Annotated in this window: 17 protein-coding genes and 1 tRNA gene; 10 read left to right on the forward strand and 8 right to left on the reverse strand. The window is 68.2% G+C overall.

What is annotated here, in order from left to right:
• Window positions 1–12 precede the first annotated feature (12 nt).
• Window positions 13–897, forward strand: a complete 885-nt coding sequence (locus R8F63_05565; GenBank protein MDW3218063.1) for a MoxR family ATPase — start codon at window positions 13–15, stop codon at window positions 895–897.
• Between the two features lie 17 nt (window positions 898–914).
• Window positions 915–2,402: a VWA domain-containing protein gene (locus R8F63_05570; protein MDW3218064.1), complete on the forward strand. Its 1,488-nt coding sequence runs from the start codon at window positions 915–917 to the stop codon at window positions 2,400–2,402.
• Between the two features lie 80 nt (window positions 2,403–2,482).
• Here R8F63_05570 and R8F63_05575 read toward each other — a convergent pair whose 3' ends face one another.
• The 3 genes from R8F63_05575 to R8F63_05585 all read right to left on the reverse strand — a co-directional run bounded on the left by R8F63_05575 (window position 2,483) and on the right by R8F63_05585 (window position 4,434).
• On the reverse strand, window positions 2,483–3,133 hold the full coding sequence (locus R8F63_05575; GenBank protein ID MDW3218065.1) for an anti-sigma factor: 651 nt from the start codon (window positions 3,131–3,133) through the stop codon (window positions 2,483–2,485).
• Window positions 3,126–3,671, reverse strand: coding sequence for a sigma-70 family RNA polymerase sigma factor (locus tag R8F63_05580; GenBank protein MDW3218066.1), 546 nt, complete (start codon window positions 3,669–3,671; stop codon window positions 3,126–3,128). Before R8F63_05580 ends, R8F63_05575 begins: the two co-directional genes overlap by 8 nt.
• Window positions 3,672–3,867: 196 nt before the next feature.
• Window positions 3,868–4,434, reverse strand: coding sequence for a fasciclin domain-containing protein (locus tag R8F63_05585; protein ID MDW3218067.1), 567 nt, complete (start codon window positions 4,432–4,434; stop codon window positions 3,868–3,870).
• Between the two features lie 163 nt (window positions 4,435–4,597).
• Between R8F63_05585 and R8F63_05590 the strand changes: the two genes are divergently transcribed.
• Window positions 4,598–5,188, forward strand: coding sequence for a hypothetical protein (locus tag R8F63_05590; GenBank protein ID MDW3218068.1), 591 nt, complete (start codon window positions 4,598–4,600; stop codon window positions 5,186–5,188).
• A gap of 3 nt (window positions 5,189–5,191) precedes the next feature.
• Here the strand turns inward: R8F63_05590 and R8F63_05595 are convergent, their stop codons facing one another.
• Together R8F63_05595 and R8F63_05600 are read right to left on the reverse strand one after the other, a co-directional pair.
• A complete protein-coding gene (locus R8F63_05595; protein ID MDW3218069.1) occupies window positions 5,192–6,538 on the reverse strand; it encodes a 3-deoxy-7-phosphoheptulonate synthase class II in 1,347 nt (448 codons plus the stop codon).
• Between the two features lie 157 nt (window positions 6,539–6,695).
• Window positions 6,696–7,535, reverse strand: a complete 840-nt coding sequence (locus tag R8F63_05600) for a sigma-70 family RNA polymerase sigma factor (protein MDW3218070.1) — start codon at window positions 7,533–7,535, stop codon at window positions 6,696–6,698.
• A gap of 279 nt (window positions 7,536–7,814) precedes the next feature.
• Between R8F63_05600 and nadD the strand changes: the two genes are divergently transcribed.
• From nadD to R8F63_05625, 5 genes are all read left to right on the forward strand, one after another.
• Window positions 7,815–8,420, forward strand: a complete 606-nt coding sequence (nadD, locus tag R8F63_05605; protein ID MDW3218071.1) for a nicotinate-nucleotide adenylyltransferase — start codon at window positions 7,815–7,817, stop codon at window positions 8,418–8,420.
• Window positions 8,421–9,641 (forward strand): hypothetical protein, encoded by a 1,221-nt coding sequence (locus R8F63_05610; GenBank protein MDW3218072.1) that lies wholly within the window; start codon window positions 8,421–8,423, stop codon window positions 9,639–9,641.
• Window positions 9,638–10,048 carry a ribosome silencing factor gene (rsfS, locus tag R8F63_05615; protein MDW3218073.1) on the forward strand — a complete coding sequence of 137 codons (411 nt, stop codon included), beginning with the start codon at window positions 9,638–9,640 and terminating at the stop codon, window positions 10,046–10,048. The genes R8F63_05610 and rsfS overlap by 4 nt, the downstream gene beginning before the upstream one ends.
• A gap of 30 nt (window positions 10,049–10,078) precedes the next feature.
• Window positions 10,079–10,417, forward strand: a complete 339-nt coding sequence (locus R8F63_05620) for a hypothetical protein (GenBank protein MDW3218074.1) — start codon at window positions 10,079–10,081, stop codon at window positions 10,415–10,417.
• Between the two features lie 128 nt (window positions 10,418–10,545).
• The gene (locus R8F63_05625; GenBank protein ID MDW3218075.1) at window positions 10,546–11,370 is read left to right on the forward strand and encodes a hypothetical protein; all 825 of its coding nucleotides are present in this window, start codon (window positions 10,546–10,548) and stop codon (window positions 11,368–11,370) included.
• A gap of 38 nt (window positions 11,371–11,408) precedes the next feature.
• Here the strand turns inward: R8F63_05625 and R8F63_05630 are convergent.
• A tRNA-Ala gene (locus R8F63_05630) sits at window positions 11,409–11,481 on the reverse strand.
• Window positions 11,482–11,560: 79 nt separating this feature from the next.
• Here R8F63_05630 and R8F63_05635 point away from each other — a divergent pair.
• Complete coding sequence (locus R8F63_05635; protein ID MDW3218076.1) at window positions 11,561–13,132, forward strand: hypothetical protein; 1,572 nt, start codon at window positions 11,561–11,563, stop codon at window positions 13,130–13,132.
• Here the strand turns inward: R8F63_05635 and R8F63_05640 are convergent.
• Both R8F63_05640 and R8F63_05645 read right to left on the reverse strand, forming a co-directional pair.
• A complete protein-coding gene (locus R8F63_05640) occupies window positions 13,129–14,136 on the reverse strand; it encodes a TIGR03617 family F420-dependent LLM class oxidoreductase (protein MDW3218077.1) in 1,008 nt (335 codons plus the stop codon). The two genes, R8F63_05635 and R8F63_05640, sit on opposite strands and share 4 nt — an antisense overlap.
• A complete protein-coding gene (locus R8F63_05645; GenBank protein MDW3218078.1) occupies window positions 14,133–15,032 on the reverse strand; it encodes a PAC2 family protein in 900 nt (299 codons plus the stop codon). Before R8F63_05645 ends, R8F63_05640 begins: the two co-directional genes overlap by 4 nt.
• Before the next feature lie 88 nt (window positions 15,033–15,120).
• On the opposite strand from R8F63_05645, the gene trxA reads away from it, so the two are divergent.
• Window positions 15,121–15,819 (forward strand): thioredoxin, encoded by a 699-nt coding sequence (gene trxA / locus R8F63_05650; GenBank protein MDW3218079.1) that lies wholly within the window; start codon window positions 15,121–15,123, stop codon window positions 15,817–15,819.
• Window positions 15,820–15,821 lie beyond the last annotated feature (2 nt).

Consider the following 15,821-nt stretch of genomic DNA (forward strand, 5'->3'; position numbering starts at 1 on the left):
ACCTGGGTCCTCATGTCGTATCGCTTCGAAGACGTCGCCACCGTCAAGGACGACCTGGCCAAGGTCGACTACCTCTCCGACGAGGGGATCGCCGGTGTCGTGTACCTCGCCGACCGGCTCCAGAAGCCGATTCTCGTCGAAGGGCCGGCCGGCACGGGCAAGACCCAGCTCGCGAAGAGCGTCAGCGAGATCCTCGGCGCCCGTCTGATCCGCCTGCAGTGCTACGAGGGGCTCGACGAGGCGAAGGCGCTCTACGAGTGGAACTACAAGAAGCAGCTCCTGCGCATCCAGACCGAGCGCAACGAGGAGAACGCCGACTGGGCCGACATCTCCGACGACATCTTCTCCGACGAGTTCCTGCTCACCCGGCCGCTGCTCGAGGCGATCTCCGCCGATGAGCCCGTCGTGTTGCTGATCGACGAGGTCGACCGAGTGGAGGTGGAGACCGAGGCGCTCCTGCTCGAGATCCTGTCGGACTACCAGGTGTCGATCCCCGAGCTGGGCACGATCGAGGCGAAGCAGATCCCGCTCGTCTTCCTCACGTCCAACAACACCCGCGAGCTCTCCGAGGCGCTCAAGCGCCGGTGCCTCTACCTGCACGTCGACTATCCCGACATGGAGCGTGAGAAGGAGATCGTCCTCACCAAGGTGCCGGACATCACCGAGAACCTCGCCGATCAGGTCGCCCGCGTCGTGCGGTCGATCCGCCAGATCGAGCTGAAGAAGCACCCCTCGGTGTCCGAGACCCTCGACTGGGCCAAGACACTCGTCCTGCTCGGCGTCGAGAAGATCGACGAGCAGACGGCCACCGACACGATCAACATCCTCCTCAAGTACCAGAGCGACATCACCAAGGCCGTGAAGGAACTCTCCACGGCCGACGGCGTCACGGTCTGAGCAGGGAAGGGCCCGCGATGACGGTCACCGACGATTCCGGGGTCTCGCCGCCGCCGGAGCTGGGTGACCCGATCCTCGAGCTGCTCAACGGCTTCATCATCGAGTTGCGCAATGCCGGCCTGCCGGTGTCGCTCACCGAGAACCTCGACGCGATGGAGGCCGTGCGCCACATCCCGATCGGGGAGCGCGAGACGTTCAAGTACGCCCTCGCTGCCACGTTGGTGAAGCACTCGAACCACTGGAAGGCCTTCGAGACGGTCTTCGAGGTCTACTTCTCGTTGCGGGGCCAGGAGTACGCGATCGGCGAGGACGGCGACGAACTCGGCGACCTCGACGACATGGACGACATGGGCGACGCCGACGGCGCCGGCGAGCAGCAGGGCGGCGGCGGTGGGGAGAACCTCACCCCCGAGGAGCTCGCCGAGATGCTGTTCCAGGCGCTCATGCGGGGCGACCAGCAGATGATGCGCGGCGTCGCCCGCCAGGCGGTGCGGCGCTATGCCGGCATGGAGCCGGGCCGTCCCGTGGGCGGCACCTACTACCTGTACCGCACGCTGCGGAACCTCGATCTCGACGGCGTCCTCGAACGCCTGCTCGAACAACAGCAGAACGAGGACGGCGAGGCCTCCGAGTTCGATCAGCGGCTCCAGCGCGACGAGTACCAGACCCGCGTCGACCAGCTCCAGAAGGAGATCGAGGCCGAGATCCGCCGCCGGCTCGTCGCCGATCGCGGTGTCGAGGCGATGGCGAAGACGCTGCGCAAGCCGCTGCCGGAGGACGTCGACTTCATGCACGCCTCCCGCGAGGAGATGGCCTCGCTGCGCAAGGCGATCTATCCGCTCACCCGCAAGCTCGCGTCACGCCTGCAGCGCAAGCGGCGCCACGGCCGCAAGGGGCCGCTGGACTTCCGTCGCACCGTGCGAGCATCCCTGTCCTACGGCGGCGTGCCGGCCGAGCCGAAGTTCCGCAACCCGAAGCCGCACAAGCCGGAGATCTTCGTGATCGCCGATATCTCCGGGTCGGTGGCGGCGTTCGCCCGCTTCACGCTGCATCTCGTCTACGCCATCTCCGGCCAGTTCTCGAAGGTCCGTTCGTTCGTCTTCATCGACGGCCTCGACGAGGTCACCCAGTACTTCGAGGGCGTCGAGGACATCAACGAAGCCGTTCATCGGGTCAACACCGAGGCCGACGTGGTCTGGGTCGACGGCCATTCCGACTATGGCCACGCGCTCGGCGTCTTCTGGGAGAAGTTCGGCAAGGACATCGGGCCGCGGACGTCGATCATGATCCTCGGCGACGCCCGGAACAACTATCACGCGTCCGAGAGCTGGATCATCAAGGAGATGAAGGAGAAGGCCCGCCAGGTCCACTGGCTGAACCCGGAGCCGCAGAGCTACTGGGACACGGGCGACTCCATCGTCGGCGAGTACGCCCAACACGCCGACGGCGTCTTCGAGGTCCGCAACCTCCGCCAGCTCGAAGCCTTCGTCGAAAACCTCGCCTGACCCCCACCCCCTCTGCGTTCTGGGTGAACGGGGGCGCGGTTTTCAGCCCTCCGTTCACCCAGAACGCATGGAGGGGGAGGTCAGAGCTCGACGAGGGGGCCGCGGACGAGCGACATGCCGCTGTGGTCGGGGTCGCCGTCGTGGGGTTCGAGGCTGATGTCGACGGCGACGGCGTCGTAGGCCGAGCGGTCGAAGTCCGCGGGGATGGTGAACGTGCCGGGGGCGGACGGATCCTCGACCAGGCCGATCGGTTGCACGACCTGGATCTCGCCGCCGATGACGCCGATGACCCAGGCCTCGAGGTCGTTGCCCTCGCCGACGGTGGGCAGGTCGGCGGCGTCGAATCTCACGAGCTCGCGGTCACCGTCCTCGACGAGCGTGACGGTCGCGGTGCGGCCGATGCCCTCGTCGATGAATCCGTCGTCGTTCGGGATGTAGCTGAGCTCGGCGGCGGCCAGTTCGACCGGACCGTCGTCGCCGGTGAAGACCACGGCGAGGCCGGCGACGAGCACCAGCGCGGCGGCGACGGCTGCGGCCAGCAGGGCCGGGCGGCGCCGGGACGCGAGCGAGATCACGGGAGCGACCGGAGCCGTCCGGGCGAACTCGGCTTCGATGCCGGCCCAGACGTCGGCCGGCGGCGCCTCGAACTCGAGGTCGTCGATGGTCATGGAGCGCAGGATCCGGTCGACGCGGCTGTCGGCTTCGTCGAGATGGAGAGTGTCGTCAGACATGCTGTTGCTCCAGGTGTTGGCGGATGCGAGCAAGGCCGCGGCGGATATCGGACTTGACGGTGCCCAGCGGGAGGTTCGTCCGCTCGGCGATCTGTGGGTGGGTCAGGTCCTCGAAGTAGTGGAGAGTGAGGATCTGGCGGGGGCGTTCGGGAAGTGAGCGGAGGGCATCGGCGACCAGCATGCGGTCGCCCAGTGATTCGGTGTCGCTCTCGGTCGGGAGTTCGTCGCTCGATTCGGGTGCTCGGCGGTCGGCGTGGCGTTTCTCGGCCCGTATGGCGTCGATGATCCGGTTCTTCGCGATCCCCGTGAGCCAGGCAGCGAGGTTGCCCTTCGACGGATCGAACCGGTCACGAGCCCGCCAGGCGCTGAGGAACACCTCCTGCGTCGCATCGTTGGCCCGTTCGGGGCCGAGCGCTCGGGAGCACAGTGTGTAGACGAGGCTGCCGTGGGCGTCGTAGGCCCGGCGCAGCGCATCATCGCCACCTCTGGCGAAGGCGGCGTCGACCTCGTCGACGACCCTGGTCTCGGCGGGGCTCACGCTGGGAGCGTATCCATCCGGCGGACGGAGTCGAGGTTGGGGGGCGAGAAGGACGGCGGTCATGGTGCACAGGGAGTGAGCGACTGTGCGAGCGGACCGCTCCCGACACCCTGGAGGGGGTGGGGTCAGAGCGGTCCGCCCGCAGGGGAGTGAGCTCGGGCGGTCGAGCTCACTCGGGACGGCGTAGCCGCAGGGACTACGCCGGGGGGAGCAGGACGGCGTCGATGACGTGGATGATGCCGTTGGAGGCGGGCACGTCGGCGGCGATGACCGTGGCGGTGTCGTTGATCACGACGCTGCCGTCGACGACGGAGATGTTGATCTCGGCACCGTTGACGGTGGCGGCGGACTGGCCGTCGAGGCTGATCGCGGTGGCGGCGTCCACTTCACCGGCCACGACGTGGTAGGTGAGGATGGCGGCGAGGTCGTCGCTGGCGAGGAGTTCTTCGGCGGTGAGGCCGAGGTCGGCCAGGGCAGCGGCGAAGGCGTCGTCGGTGGGGGCGAAGACCGTGAACGGGCCCTCGCTGTTCAGGGTGTCGACGAGGTCGGCGGCCTGCACGGCGGCGACGAGGGTGGTGAAGTCGTTGGCGACTGCCACGTCCACGATCGTGCCGGGCATGTCTTCGTCCATGTCACCGTCGTCGTCGGCCGGAGCCTCGGTCGTGGTGGTGGAGCTGGTGTCCGTGTCATCGTCGCCACACGCGGCGGCGAGCAGCGTGAAAGCGAGAAGAGCGGACAGAATGCGCATGAGGCGCTTGGTCATGGTCTGGTTCCTTCCAGGGAGTGTTTGACACCCCTGCTACGGACCAGATGCGGCGTGCGGATGCAGAAAATTCGCGAAATTCCCGGAACTGGTGACCGGTCATCCGCGATGGGTGGGCTACGGTGCGAATCGCATCGGCGGAAGCGGACGACAGGGAGAACTGATGATGAAGATCTTGACGCGCATTCTGGGCATCCTCGCCCTCCTCGCCCTCGTGGCGGCCGGCTGTGGCGACGACAGCGGCGATGACGGAACGAGTGCCGGCGCGGACGACTCGTCCGCTGCTGACGACGGATCGAGCGACGATTCGAGTGCGGACGACAGCAGTGCGGACGACAGCAGCGGTGACGACTCGGGCTCCACCGACGGCAGCGGCGGAGGCGGCACCGGGGGCACGGTCGTGCTCGGCGACGAGACGATCACGCTCGACAGCGCCCGTTGCTTCCTGCAGGAGCAGGACGCAGCGGCCGGCGGCGGGAAGATCCTCTTCAACGCCCAGGGCTACGGCACGAACGCAGCCGGCGACGAACTCGTGGTCGACCTCACCCGGTGGGACGAGGACAGCCAGTTCACCGGCGACGACATCATCGTCGACATCGGTGATCCGTTCTCCGACGACGCCGTCAGCTATTCGGCGACGGGTGAGATCGGCATGATCACCGTCGACGGGTCCAACCTGAGCACCGGCGAGATCCTGTTCACCAACTTCGACCCGTTCGAGGAACTGCCGGGTTCGGTCCAGCTCAGCTGCTGACGGCTACGCCCGTTCGCGCAGGAGCTCGGCGACCCGGAAGGCGAGATCGACCGACTGGCGGCCGTTGAGCCGGGGGTCGCACATCGTCTCGTAGGCGTGCTCGAGGTCGCCGTCGACGAGGTCGTCGCTGCCCCCGAGGCACTCGGTGACGGCGTCGCCGGTGAGTTCGACGTGGACGCCGCCGGGCCAGGTGCCCTCCTGGGCATGGGCGGCGAAGAAGCCCGAGATCTCCTTGAGCACATCGTCGAAGTGGCGGGTCTTCACGCCCACTTCGGACGTGTACGTGTTGCCGTGCATCGGATCACACGCCCAGACGACGGGATGGCCCGAGTCGCGCACGGCCGCCAGCAGCGGCGGCAGGCCTTCGGTCACCACATCGGCGCCCTGGCGCACGATGAGGGTGAGGCGACCGGGGACCCGATCCGGGTTGAGCGCCTCGCACAAGCCGAGGACCTCGTCGGGCGTCGCGGTGGGCCCGACCTTGCAGCCGAGCGGATTCTCCACGCCCCGGAGGAATTCGACGTGGGCGCCGTCGAGCTGGCGGGTGCGTTCGCCGATCCAGAGCATGTGGGCCGAGCAGTCGTACCAGTCGCCGGTCAGCGAATCCTGGCGGGTGAGGGCCTCTTCGTAGTTGAGGAGCAGCGCCTCGTGGGACGTGAAGAAGTCGACCTCGTGCAGGGCCGGCACCGTCTCGCCGGTGACGCCGCAGGCCGCCATGAACGTGAGCGCGCGGTCGATCTCGTCGGCCATCTGGGAGTAACGCTCACCGGCGGGGGAGGAGGCGACGAACTCACGGTTCCAGGTGGACACCTGGCGGAGATCGGCGTAGCCGCCGTGGGTGAAGGCACGGAGAAGGTTGAGCGTGGACGCGGCACGGTTGTAGGCGCCGAGCAGGCGCTGCGGGTCGGGACGACGTTCGGCCGCGGTGAACCCGACGTCGTTGACGCTCTGACCGAGGAAGGACGGCAGCTCTTCGCCGCCCTTGGTCTCGGTCGGGCTCGACCGCGGCTTGGCGAACTGGCCGGCGATGCGACCGATCTTCACGAGGGGGATGCCGCCGGAGTAGGTGAGCACGATGGCCATCTGCAGGATGACCCGGAGGCGGTCACGGATCGAGTCCGCGGAACTCTCGAACGACTCCGCACAGTCGCCGGCCTGGAGCAGGAACGCTTCGCCCTGGGCGACCTTGCCCAGTTTGGCGGTGAGGTCGCGGGCCTCGCCGGCGAAGACGAGCGGCGGTTGGTCACCGAGGGTCTTCAACGCCTGGTCGAGCTCGGCCTGATCCGGCCAGACAGGCTGGTGCTTCGCCTCGAGCGTTCGCCAGCTGTCGGGAGTCCACGTGGTGCTCACCCGACAAGTCTGCTGCCGGAGAGGGGCTTGTTCCAACCAGTTTCCCAAAACGGCCGAAGCCCCCGCCCGGAGGCAGAGGCTTCGGTTCAGCGTTTCTGTTTGTTCTGTGAGTCTGAATCAGCACGAGGTGCTGATTCAGACTCACAGAACCGGAGAGTCAGGCGGCGTCGACGGTGTCGGCGATGCTGGCGGCGTGCTCGCGCACGGAGTTGATGGCTCGCTTGACGAGACGGCGGGCGGCTTCGGCGGTGACGCCGAGGTCTTCGCCGACCTCACGGTAGGAACGCTTGCGCCCGTCACCGAGGCCGAACCGCTGCTCGACGGCGTACTTGGCCCGCTCGTCGAGGATGTCGAGCAGGCCGGTGACCATCTCTTCCTCGGCCCGAGCCATGACCTCGACCTCGGGGCCGGGGTTGGAGTCGGGGAGGAGGTCGACGAGCTCGTTGGAGTCGTCGTCACCGATGGTGCGATCGAGGCTGGTGGGGGTGGTGAGACGGTGGAGGCGAGCATGCTCGTCGTCCAGTTCGTCGCCGTCGCCCGACACGGCCCGCAGCGCGGCCCGCAGCGAAGCGGAACGGTCGCCGGGGAGACGGACCAGCGAGGCCTTCTGATCGAGGGCACGACCGATGGCCTGGCGGATCCAGAAGGTGGCGTACGTGGAGAACTTGAAGCCCTTGCGCCAGTCGAACTTGTCGACCGCGTGCTCGAGGCCCAGGTTGCCTTCCTGGATCAGGTCCAGGAGTTCCATGCCGGGGGGAAGGGGGTAGCGGCGAGCAACGCTCACCACGAGGCGGAGGTTGGCCCGGATGAACCGGTCCTTGGCGGCCGCGGCATCGCGGATCGCCCGGTCGAGTTCACGACCCTTCTCGCCTGCTTCTTTGCGATCTCGGGCTTCGAAGCCCTTCTCGATGACCTGGGAGAGCTCGCGCTCCTCCTGGGCGTTGAGAAGTGCAACCGCACCGATCTCGTTCAGGTACTGTCCAACTGAATCGCTCATGACAACTCGCTCAACGGAAGTCGCAGACGCGATATTCCGAGTTTCGGTTTGGCATCCTCGCTTGTTCGTGAATGCCTTGGGTGGTTTTCGGGGGGAAGCAGGTACCGTGTGCTCGCGACTCAGCGAACGCGCGCCGCACTCCGGTCCAGCGGGAGTATTTAAGCATTGTTGACGCGCCCTTGTCAGCTCTGGCGTTGGTGACTTGTGTCACGTCGGTGACGCAGCGTGGTATTTCGGCCGACATACGCAGGGTTCGGGACGAGTTCTATGCTGCGAGCCGTGCAATCTGAGCGCATCGGGGTCTTCGGCGGCACCTTCGACCCACTCCACAACGGCCACCTCATGATCGCGCTCGAAGTGCGTGAGGCGCTCGACCTCGACCGCATGCTCCTCGTGGTGGCGAACGATCCGTGGCAGAAGACGGGCTCGACCGTCACGCCCGCCGCCATCAGACTCGAGATGGCGATCCACGCGGTGGCCGCGACGAACGACCTGTGCGGCGCCACCCTGCTCGAGGTGTCCGACGTGGAGGTCGCCCGCGGCGGCGAGACCTATTCCGCCGACACGCTGGAGCAGTTGCGGGCCGCTCATCCCTCCGCCGAGCTCTTCCTGGTCGTCGGGTCCGACGCGGCGGTCGGCCTCGACACCTGGAAGCGGCCCGACGACGTCCGTGAGCTCGCGTCCACCGTGGTGGTCGACCGTGGCGGGCGCGAGGGCGGTCGTCCGCCCGAAGGCTGGCCGCACGAGGTGGTGGACGTGCCCGTGATGGAGGTCTCGTCGAGCGACCTGCGGAACCGATTCGCCACGGGTCGCCCGGTTGCCGCGCTCGTTCCGCATACCGTCATCGGCGATGTTGCGATGCTTGGCCTCTACGGGACCGCCTGAATGACCGCGGTCGACGAGGCACCCACGGACGACGACGCGCCGCCGACCCGCCGGCCCCGCCGCCGACCGGCCCCGCCGGCGAACCCGTTCTTCCGCTTCGTCTTCCCCCTCCTGGTCGTGGGGGCCGGGCTCGTCGTCTTCCTGCTGTGGCGGGAGGGGACCAAGGCGGTCCTCGACACGACCGATGGTGAGGACGTCCCCGTCGTCACCGATCCGGATGCGCGTGGGTTCCTCGCGTTCGCCGTGCCCACGCCCACACTGTTGATCGCCCACACCGACGACGCCGACCGACTCGTCGGTGTCTCCGTGCTGGCCCGCACCGCCGGCGACGACGGCGGCAGCCTCAGCATTCTGTCGCCCGACCTGCTCATCGACATCGAGGAGGACGTGATCCTCGACGTCGCCTACGCCGAGGGCGGTGTCGAGAGGCTCGAGGCGGCGGTGGCCGAGTGGATGGGCATGGGTTTCACCGACGATCCGATGGTGATGACGGCGGAGCGACTCACCGGCTTCTTCGAGCTGGTCGAGCCGATCCCGTACGTGCTCGTCGACGACCTGGTGGTGGACGACGGGGCCGGGGGCATCGAGGTGGTCATCGAGTCGGGAGGCCGAGGGTTCGACGCCGCCGAGCTCGCCGCCGTCTACGGCTGGCGCAATCCGGGCGAGCCCGATGCGACGCGCTTCAACCGGCAGCTCGCCGTGTGGGACGCCTGGCTGGGAGAGATCCGGGCCGCGGAGGACCCGATCGCGGCGACCCTGTTCTTCACCGATGGTTTGCCGCCCCACCTGCGGGCGATGGGGACCGGCACGGCCGACATCGAGCTGGCCCCGATGGCGCCGTTCTGGATCGATCCCGACGAACCGATCTACGCGCTCCGCGCCGAGGACAGCACGTGGCCGACCGATCGTCGGGTCGAGACGGTGCCCTTGCCCGTCGGTCACGAGCCGGGAGCCCTGCCGACGGTGCAGCTGCTGGACGGCACCGGCGACGCCGCCAACCGCAACGCCGCCCTTCCCAGAGTCGTCGCGGCCGGCGGTGAGGTGTTCATCATCGGCAACGCCTGGGAGTCCGACGTCGCCGAGACCTTCGTCAGCTATCACCTCGTCGAGAACGAGCCGATCGCCACGGCCTTCGCTGAGCGGATGGGCGTGCCGGTCGTGTTCGACGAGAATCCCAACGAAGTCGTCGACCTGACCGTTACCATCGGCCTCGACGCATGACTGATTCTTCCCCTGCGGCCGAGCCCCTCGCCGCCGACGACATCGAGCGCTGGGCCCGTCTCGCGGCCGACGCGGCGGACGACAAGAAGGCCACCGATCCGCTTATCATCGACGTCGGCGACGTGTTCGCCGTGTCCGACTACTTCGTGATCACCAGCGGCTCGAACCCCCGTCTCGTCCACGCGATCGTGGACGGCATCGAGGAGAAGATCGCCGACGCCGGCGGCCCCAAGCCCGTGCGGGTCGAGGGCAAGGAAGAACGCGAGTGGGTGCTGATGGACTACGGCCCGTTCGTCGTCCACGTGTTCCTCCAGGAACAGCGCGACTTCTACCAACTCGAGAAGCTGTGGGGCGACCGCCCCCGCCTCGACTGGCACCCGAGCGCCCCCGCCACCGAAGCGGGCTGAGACAACGATTTCGTCCGGCAGCCGCCGGTCATGCGATGCTGCCGTCGCAACGGCATGGTGTCGGTGGACGGGGGAGTTGTCGTGAGGAAGTGGGAACGAGCGGCGGAGTCGCTCGACGTCGCCGGCATTGCGCTGGTGTTCGTGGGAACGATCGGCCTGATCTTCGCGGTGGTGGCGGGTATGTCGGTCCTGGCCAGAGCCGGCGAGGAAGGTGGCTTCGAGGGGTTCGCCGAGCACATCGTGCTTCTCAACGGCGGCGTCGGCGCGTTCGCGATCCTTGCCCTACTCGCGATCGGCGCGGGTCTCGCCGCTCGTGGGCTGGCACTCGTGGCCGAGCTCATGATGCTCGAGATCGAGGACGAGGCGTGACGAGGGTGGAGACGAAGGTGTGGAGACGTGTGGGTGTGGTCGCGCTGGTCGCGTTGCTCGCGGCAGGATGCGGCGGAGACGGCAGCGACGCGGAGGCGGGGCCTGACATTGCGCAGGACGATGTCGTCGTGCCAACGGATGCCCAGCGTGATGACGGCGACATCCCTGAGGGATCCTGCCCGTACCTCGAGGATGCAGAGGTCGCCGCCATTGTGGGCGTGTCGAGCTTCGATCGCTCCGACGCGATTCAACTGTCGTCGACGGACGAGTGCTACTGGTATCAGGGCTCCGGATACCTGATGTACTTCGTGGTCAAGCCGATGACACCGGCGGAGCGCCGGTCGGACATCGACGCTCTCACCGGGGGAATCTCGAACGAGGGCTCGACCGGCGGGCTCCAATGGGAAGAGGGCGAGGGCAGCGGCTTCCAGGTCGTCGGCGTGGACCTCGGCGACCGCTCCATGCTCATGGTCGCGGAGGGCCAGTTCCAGCTGCACGAACTCCGTCAACTCGCGCTGACCGCATCGGCGCGGTGGGGTGGGTCAGACGAGATCGCCACGCCGCCGGAGACGAGCGCGAGCGTCATCGTCGATGACGATGACGATGACGATGACAACGACGAAGGCGACGAATACACCGTCTGTGGCGACGGTGAGGCTACGGAGGCTCAGGTCGACGGAGGGCCCGCGCCGGCGACGTATCTCTACGACGGATTGTTCTTCTGCGTGCGGATACCGTCTGCCGGCACCTACACCGCGGTGGCAGAGGCGAGTTTCCCCTTCCTCGGCAAGATTCGATACGACAAGTCCAACGACGAATACTGGCCCGAGAACGACTCGACCTCTGACGAGTTCACCTTCCAGGTCGATGGGCCCCGCATCATCGAGATCAGCCTGAATGACTTCCAGGACATCGGCACCGGCTCGGGAACACTCACGGTCACATCCGGATGACACCCGGCCTCGCGCTCGCGGCTGGGAGATCGGGGTTGTGGAGCTAAGGGGAATTGAACCCCTGACCTCTTCCATGCCATGGAAGCGCTCTACCAACTGAGCTATAGCCCCGAGTTGTTCGGGGCAGAATCGTAGCACCGCGAGGTGAGGCTCCCACCCACGTTCGCGGCCGACGCCTAGCGTCGCAGCGATGTCTCCGACCGGCCGCCTCCTCGCTGCGTTCACGGTGCTCCACGCCGCCGTCGGCGCGTGGATCGCGACCTCCGTCGCGGGGCCGATGCTCGCCATCGACGACATCGCCTTCCTCTCGATGGGCCGCACGCTGGCGGGCGACGGGGCGGCCGCGATCGGGGCCCAACCGCCGTACGGCATCCTCTATCCGTTGCTCCTCGCCCCCGGCTGGTTTGTGGGGCTCGACGAGTCACAGATGGTCGTCTACGCCCAGGTCGGCAACGCGATCCTGGGCGCCCTGCTGATCCCGGTGCTCTACGCGCTGGTTCGCCGGTTGACGAGGGCCGCCCGGTCGACGGCGATCACCGGCGCCCTCGTCGGTGCGTCGTTGCCGGCGGCCCTGCTCACCGGATCGATCGTCTGGACCGAACGCCTCCTGCCCCTGCTGGTCGCGCTGGGCCTGCTCGGCGTGACGCTCCTCCACGAACGGGTGACGGGCGGACGGGTCGCGCTGGTCGTCGTCGTGGCCATCGCCCTGTTCGCCACTCATCCCCGCACCGGAGCCGCGGCGGTCGTCCTCATCGTCGCCGCCGTGGGGTTCGCCTTCCGAGCGGGCCAGATCCCGGCGAGCGTCACGGCCGCGGCGCTGGGGATATCGGGGCTGCGGCTGGCCGAGGTGGCGCGCGCGTGGGTGGCCGACGCCGCGTTCGACAGCACCGGCACGTACGACGCCGGCGATCTGGTGTCCCGTCGCGGGATCGACGACATCCCGCACATGGCGATCCACGCCGGCGGCACGGTCGCCTATCTGGTGCTCGCGACCGCGGGGCTGGCGATCCTCGGCGCGCTGGTGATCACCGCGAAACCCCAGGTGGCGAAGGTTGTCGCGGGGATCGGCGTCGGGATCGTGGTGGTCGCCGGATGGTTCCTCACGGGCGTCGATCGCAGCGACGCGTGGCTCCACGGTCGCTACATCGAGATCCTGGCGCCGCCGCTGGTCGCCCTCGGCATCGTCGGCGCGAAACAGCTGCCGTGGCGGATCAGCGCGACGGTGATCGCCGCCGGGGGAGTGGTCGCCGGGTTCTACGGAGCCTGGGCCGGTCCGGGCAACAACTGGCAGACCCCCCGGTCGCCGGTGATGATGCTCGGCACCGAGGTCAGCGGCGCTCCGTTCGGCGGGAACTTCTTCGAGCCGGGGGCTGCGGCGAGCGCCGGCATCGTCGTCGGGCTGCTCCTGCTCGCCGCCCTCCAGTGGCGGAATCGGGCCGCGTTGGCGGTCGCCGGTACCGCGATCACGCTCGCCGTGTTCTCCGGCCTGGCCGCGCTGGACGATCTCCAGCAGAACTCCGTCGTGGGCCAGGTGCAGGCGTCGCCGGTCGCCGACGCCGACATCGACCTGCTCGTGATCGACGTCGACCGGGTGCCGCGCAACCTCGCCGCAGCCGTGGCCTACGAGGTCGGCCTCGACCGGGCGCAGGCCGACGCCGACCCGACCGCGACCCATCTGCTCCTCGAAGCCGACACCGCACCGCCGCCGGGCGCGACGCTCCTCGCCGAGTTCGAGTTCGGCTCGGTCTGGACGCTCGGCTAGATCGCCCGGATCTCCTCGCCGACCGCGGCCCACTCCTCGTTGCCGCCGTCGTCGTAGGCGAACTGCACCCGGTCCACGAGACCGGCATAGCGCTCGGCCAGCTTCGGGGCGACGTCACCCGGCTCGCCGACGATCGAGAACGCGTCGAGGATCTCGTCGTCGATCACGTCGGCCATCTCGACCCACTTGCCCTCCTTGGACATGCGGTTGAGATCGGTGTGGGCGTCGCCCCAGCCGTGGTGGTCGAGCACCGGCTTGTAGGCCGGGGTCGACCCGTAGAACGCGATCTGCTGCTTGTTGCCCTGCTTGCGGCGCTCGAAGTCCTCCTCGTTGGTGCCGCTGGTGACGAACAGGGGCATCGAGATCTCGATGTCGCTCCGGCTGCGACCCCGCTCGGCGAGCCCCTCCTCGAGCGCGGGCATCGTCACGTCGCGGAAGTAGTCCGGCGTCTGGAACGCGTGGGAGATGAAGCCGTCGGCCACCCGGCCCGCGACCTTGGTCATGAGCGGGCCGACACCGGCGAGCGACACACGCGGGTTGCCGTAGGGGTTCGGGCCCGGGTCGAACATCGGGGTCATGAGCGTGTGGGTGTAGAACTCGCCGCGGTGCTGGAGCCGCTCCCCGTTGTTCCAGCTGTCCCAGATGGCGTGCATCGCCTCGATCATGTCCTGCATGCGGGCGGCCGGCTTCGACCACGGCATCGAGAACCGCTTTGTGATGTGGGGCTTGATCTGGGATCCGAGGCCCATCGTGAACCGGCCCTGGGAGTACGCCTGGAGGTCCCAGCCGATGTTGGCGAGCAGCATCGGGTTGCGCGCGAACGCCACGGCGATCCCGGTCGCGAGCTGGACCGTCTCGGTGCGTCCGGCGGCCGCCACGAGCGGGAAGAACGGATCGTGGTTGATCTCGACCGACAGCAGGCCGTCGTAGCCCACCGCCTCCATCTCGGCGGCGCGATCGCCGATCGTGTCGAGCGAGCCGATGAGCGCGGCGTCGAGTTTCATTCGTCGTCTCCTGATGGTTCGGGGTCGTCGTCCTGGGCCCGCAGGAAGTCCTCGACCTCGGCGGCGAGCTCGTCGGAGGTCGGCAGCGTCTCGCCGTCGTGGGCGAACTGGTCGTGCTGACGTTCGAGCTCGCCGAGCATGGCCTGGTGCGACTCCTCGTCGGACACGAGCTCGTCGAGCCGGTTGCGGGTGCTGAGCGCCTGCTCCCCGAGCGACCCGACACCCACGCTGACCTGGGCGGACTCCGCGAGACCCTCCAGCAGCGCCTGGCTCGCGGCGGGGTACGGGCCGGCCGGGATGTAGTGGGGGACCTGGGCCCACATCGTGAGCGCTTCCATGCCGGCGGCGTCGAACGCCTGCTCGAGCACGGCGGCCATGCCGGCCGGCACGTCGAGCGTGGCCCGCGGCTCGTTGCTACGGGCGAGGTCGACGGTGGGGGACGTGACGGTGAGCCGCGACGGTCGGGTGTGGGGTACCGCCGCCGGGTAGGCACCCAGGGCCACGACCCGACGGACTCCGAAGCCCTCGGCGAGCTCGACCACCGCGTCGACGAAGCTGCGCCAGTTGTGATCCGGCTCGGCGCCACTCAGGACGAGGACGTCGCGGTCGTTCGCATCGCGCCCGCTCGTGATCTCGATCGTCGGCCAGTCGACGCCGGCGTTCACACCGTCGACGATGTGCATGATCGGCCGACGGGCCCGATGGTCGAGCAGGAACTCCGTGTCGAACTCGACGAGCGGCTCCGCGCCGGTGGTTTCGATCAGGTGACGTACCGCCTGACCTGCGGACATGCCCGCGTCGATCCATCCGTCGAAGTGCACGATCAGCACCGGATCGATGAGATCCGGGGTGCGCAGGACGGTGTAGAGATCGCTGGGATCGGCGGGAACAGTCATCTGTTGCGCATCACATCACGTCCGGGGTGGAGGCGTCGACACGGCGGGGACGGGAATGCGGGGTCGGTCCGCTACGTTGCAACGCACGATGGCTGATGTAACCGACGCAACATTCGAGACCGCGGTCGTGGAGCGGTCGAAGACCGTCCCCGTCGTGGTCGACCTGTGGGCCGAGTGGTGCGGGCCGTGCAAGCAGCTCGGCCCGATCCTCGAGAAGGTGATCGCCGAGACGAACGGCCAGGTCGAGCTCGCGAAGGTCGACGTGGACGCCAACCCGGCCGTCTCCCAGGCCTTCAAGGTCCAGTCGATCCCGGCGGTCTACGCCATGAAGGACGGCCAGATCGTCGACGGCTTCATGGGGGCGCAGGGCGAAGCCCAGGTCCGCGAGTTCGTCGAGCGCCTCGTGCCCACCGCCGAACAGAGCGAGGTCGAGCGGCTGTTGGAGATCGGCGACGCCGAGTCGCTCAACGCCGCCTACGCCCTCGAACCGGACAACCCCGAGGTGCTCACCGCGCTCGCCGGCGCACTCATCGACGAGGGTCAGGTCGACGAGGGTCTGGCGTTGCTCGACAAGATCCCCGAGACCGCGGAGTCGCGGCGGCTCCGTGCCATCGCCCGCACCGGCGGCGACACGGACGATGTCGACGCGAAGCTCGCCGCGTTGCTTCCCACCGTGAAGACCGACGACGACGATCGTCAGAAGTTCGTCGACCTGCTCGAGGTGCTGGGTTCGGATGACCCTCGCACCGCCGAGTGGCGCCGCAAGCTCAGCGCCGCGCTCTTCTAGGG

It is taken from the genome of Acidimicrobiales bacterium (assembly GCA_033344915.1).
In the GTDB taxonomy this organism is placed as follows: Bacteria; Actinomycetota; Acidimicrobiia; order Acidimicrobiales; family Aldehydirespiratoraceae; genus JAJRXC01.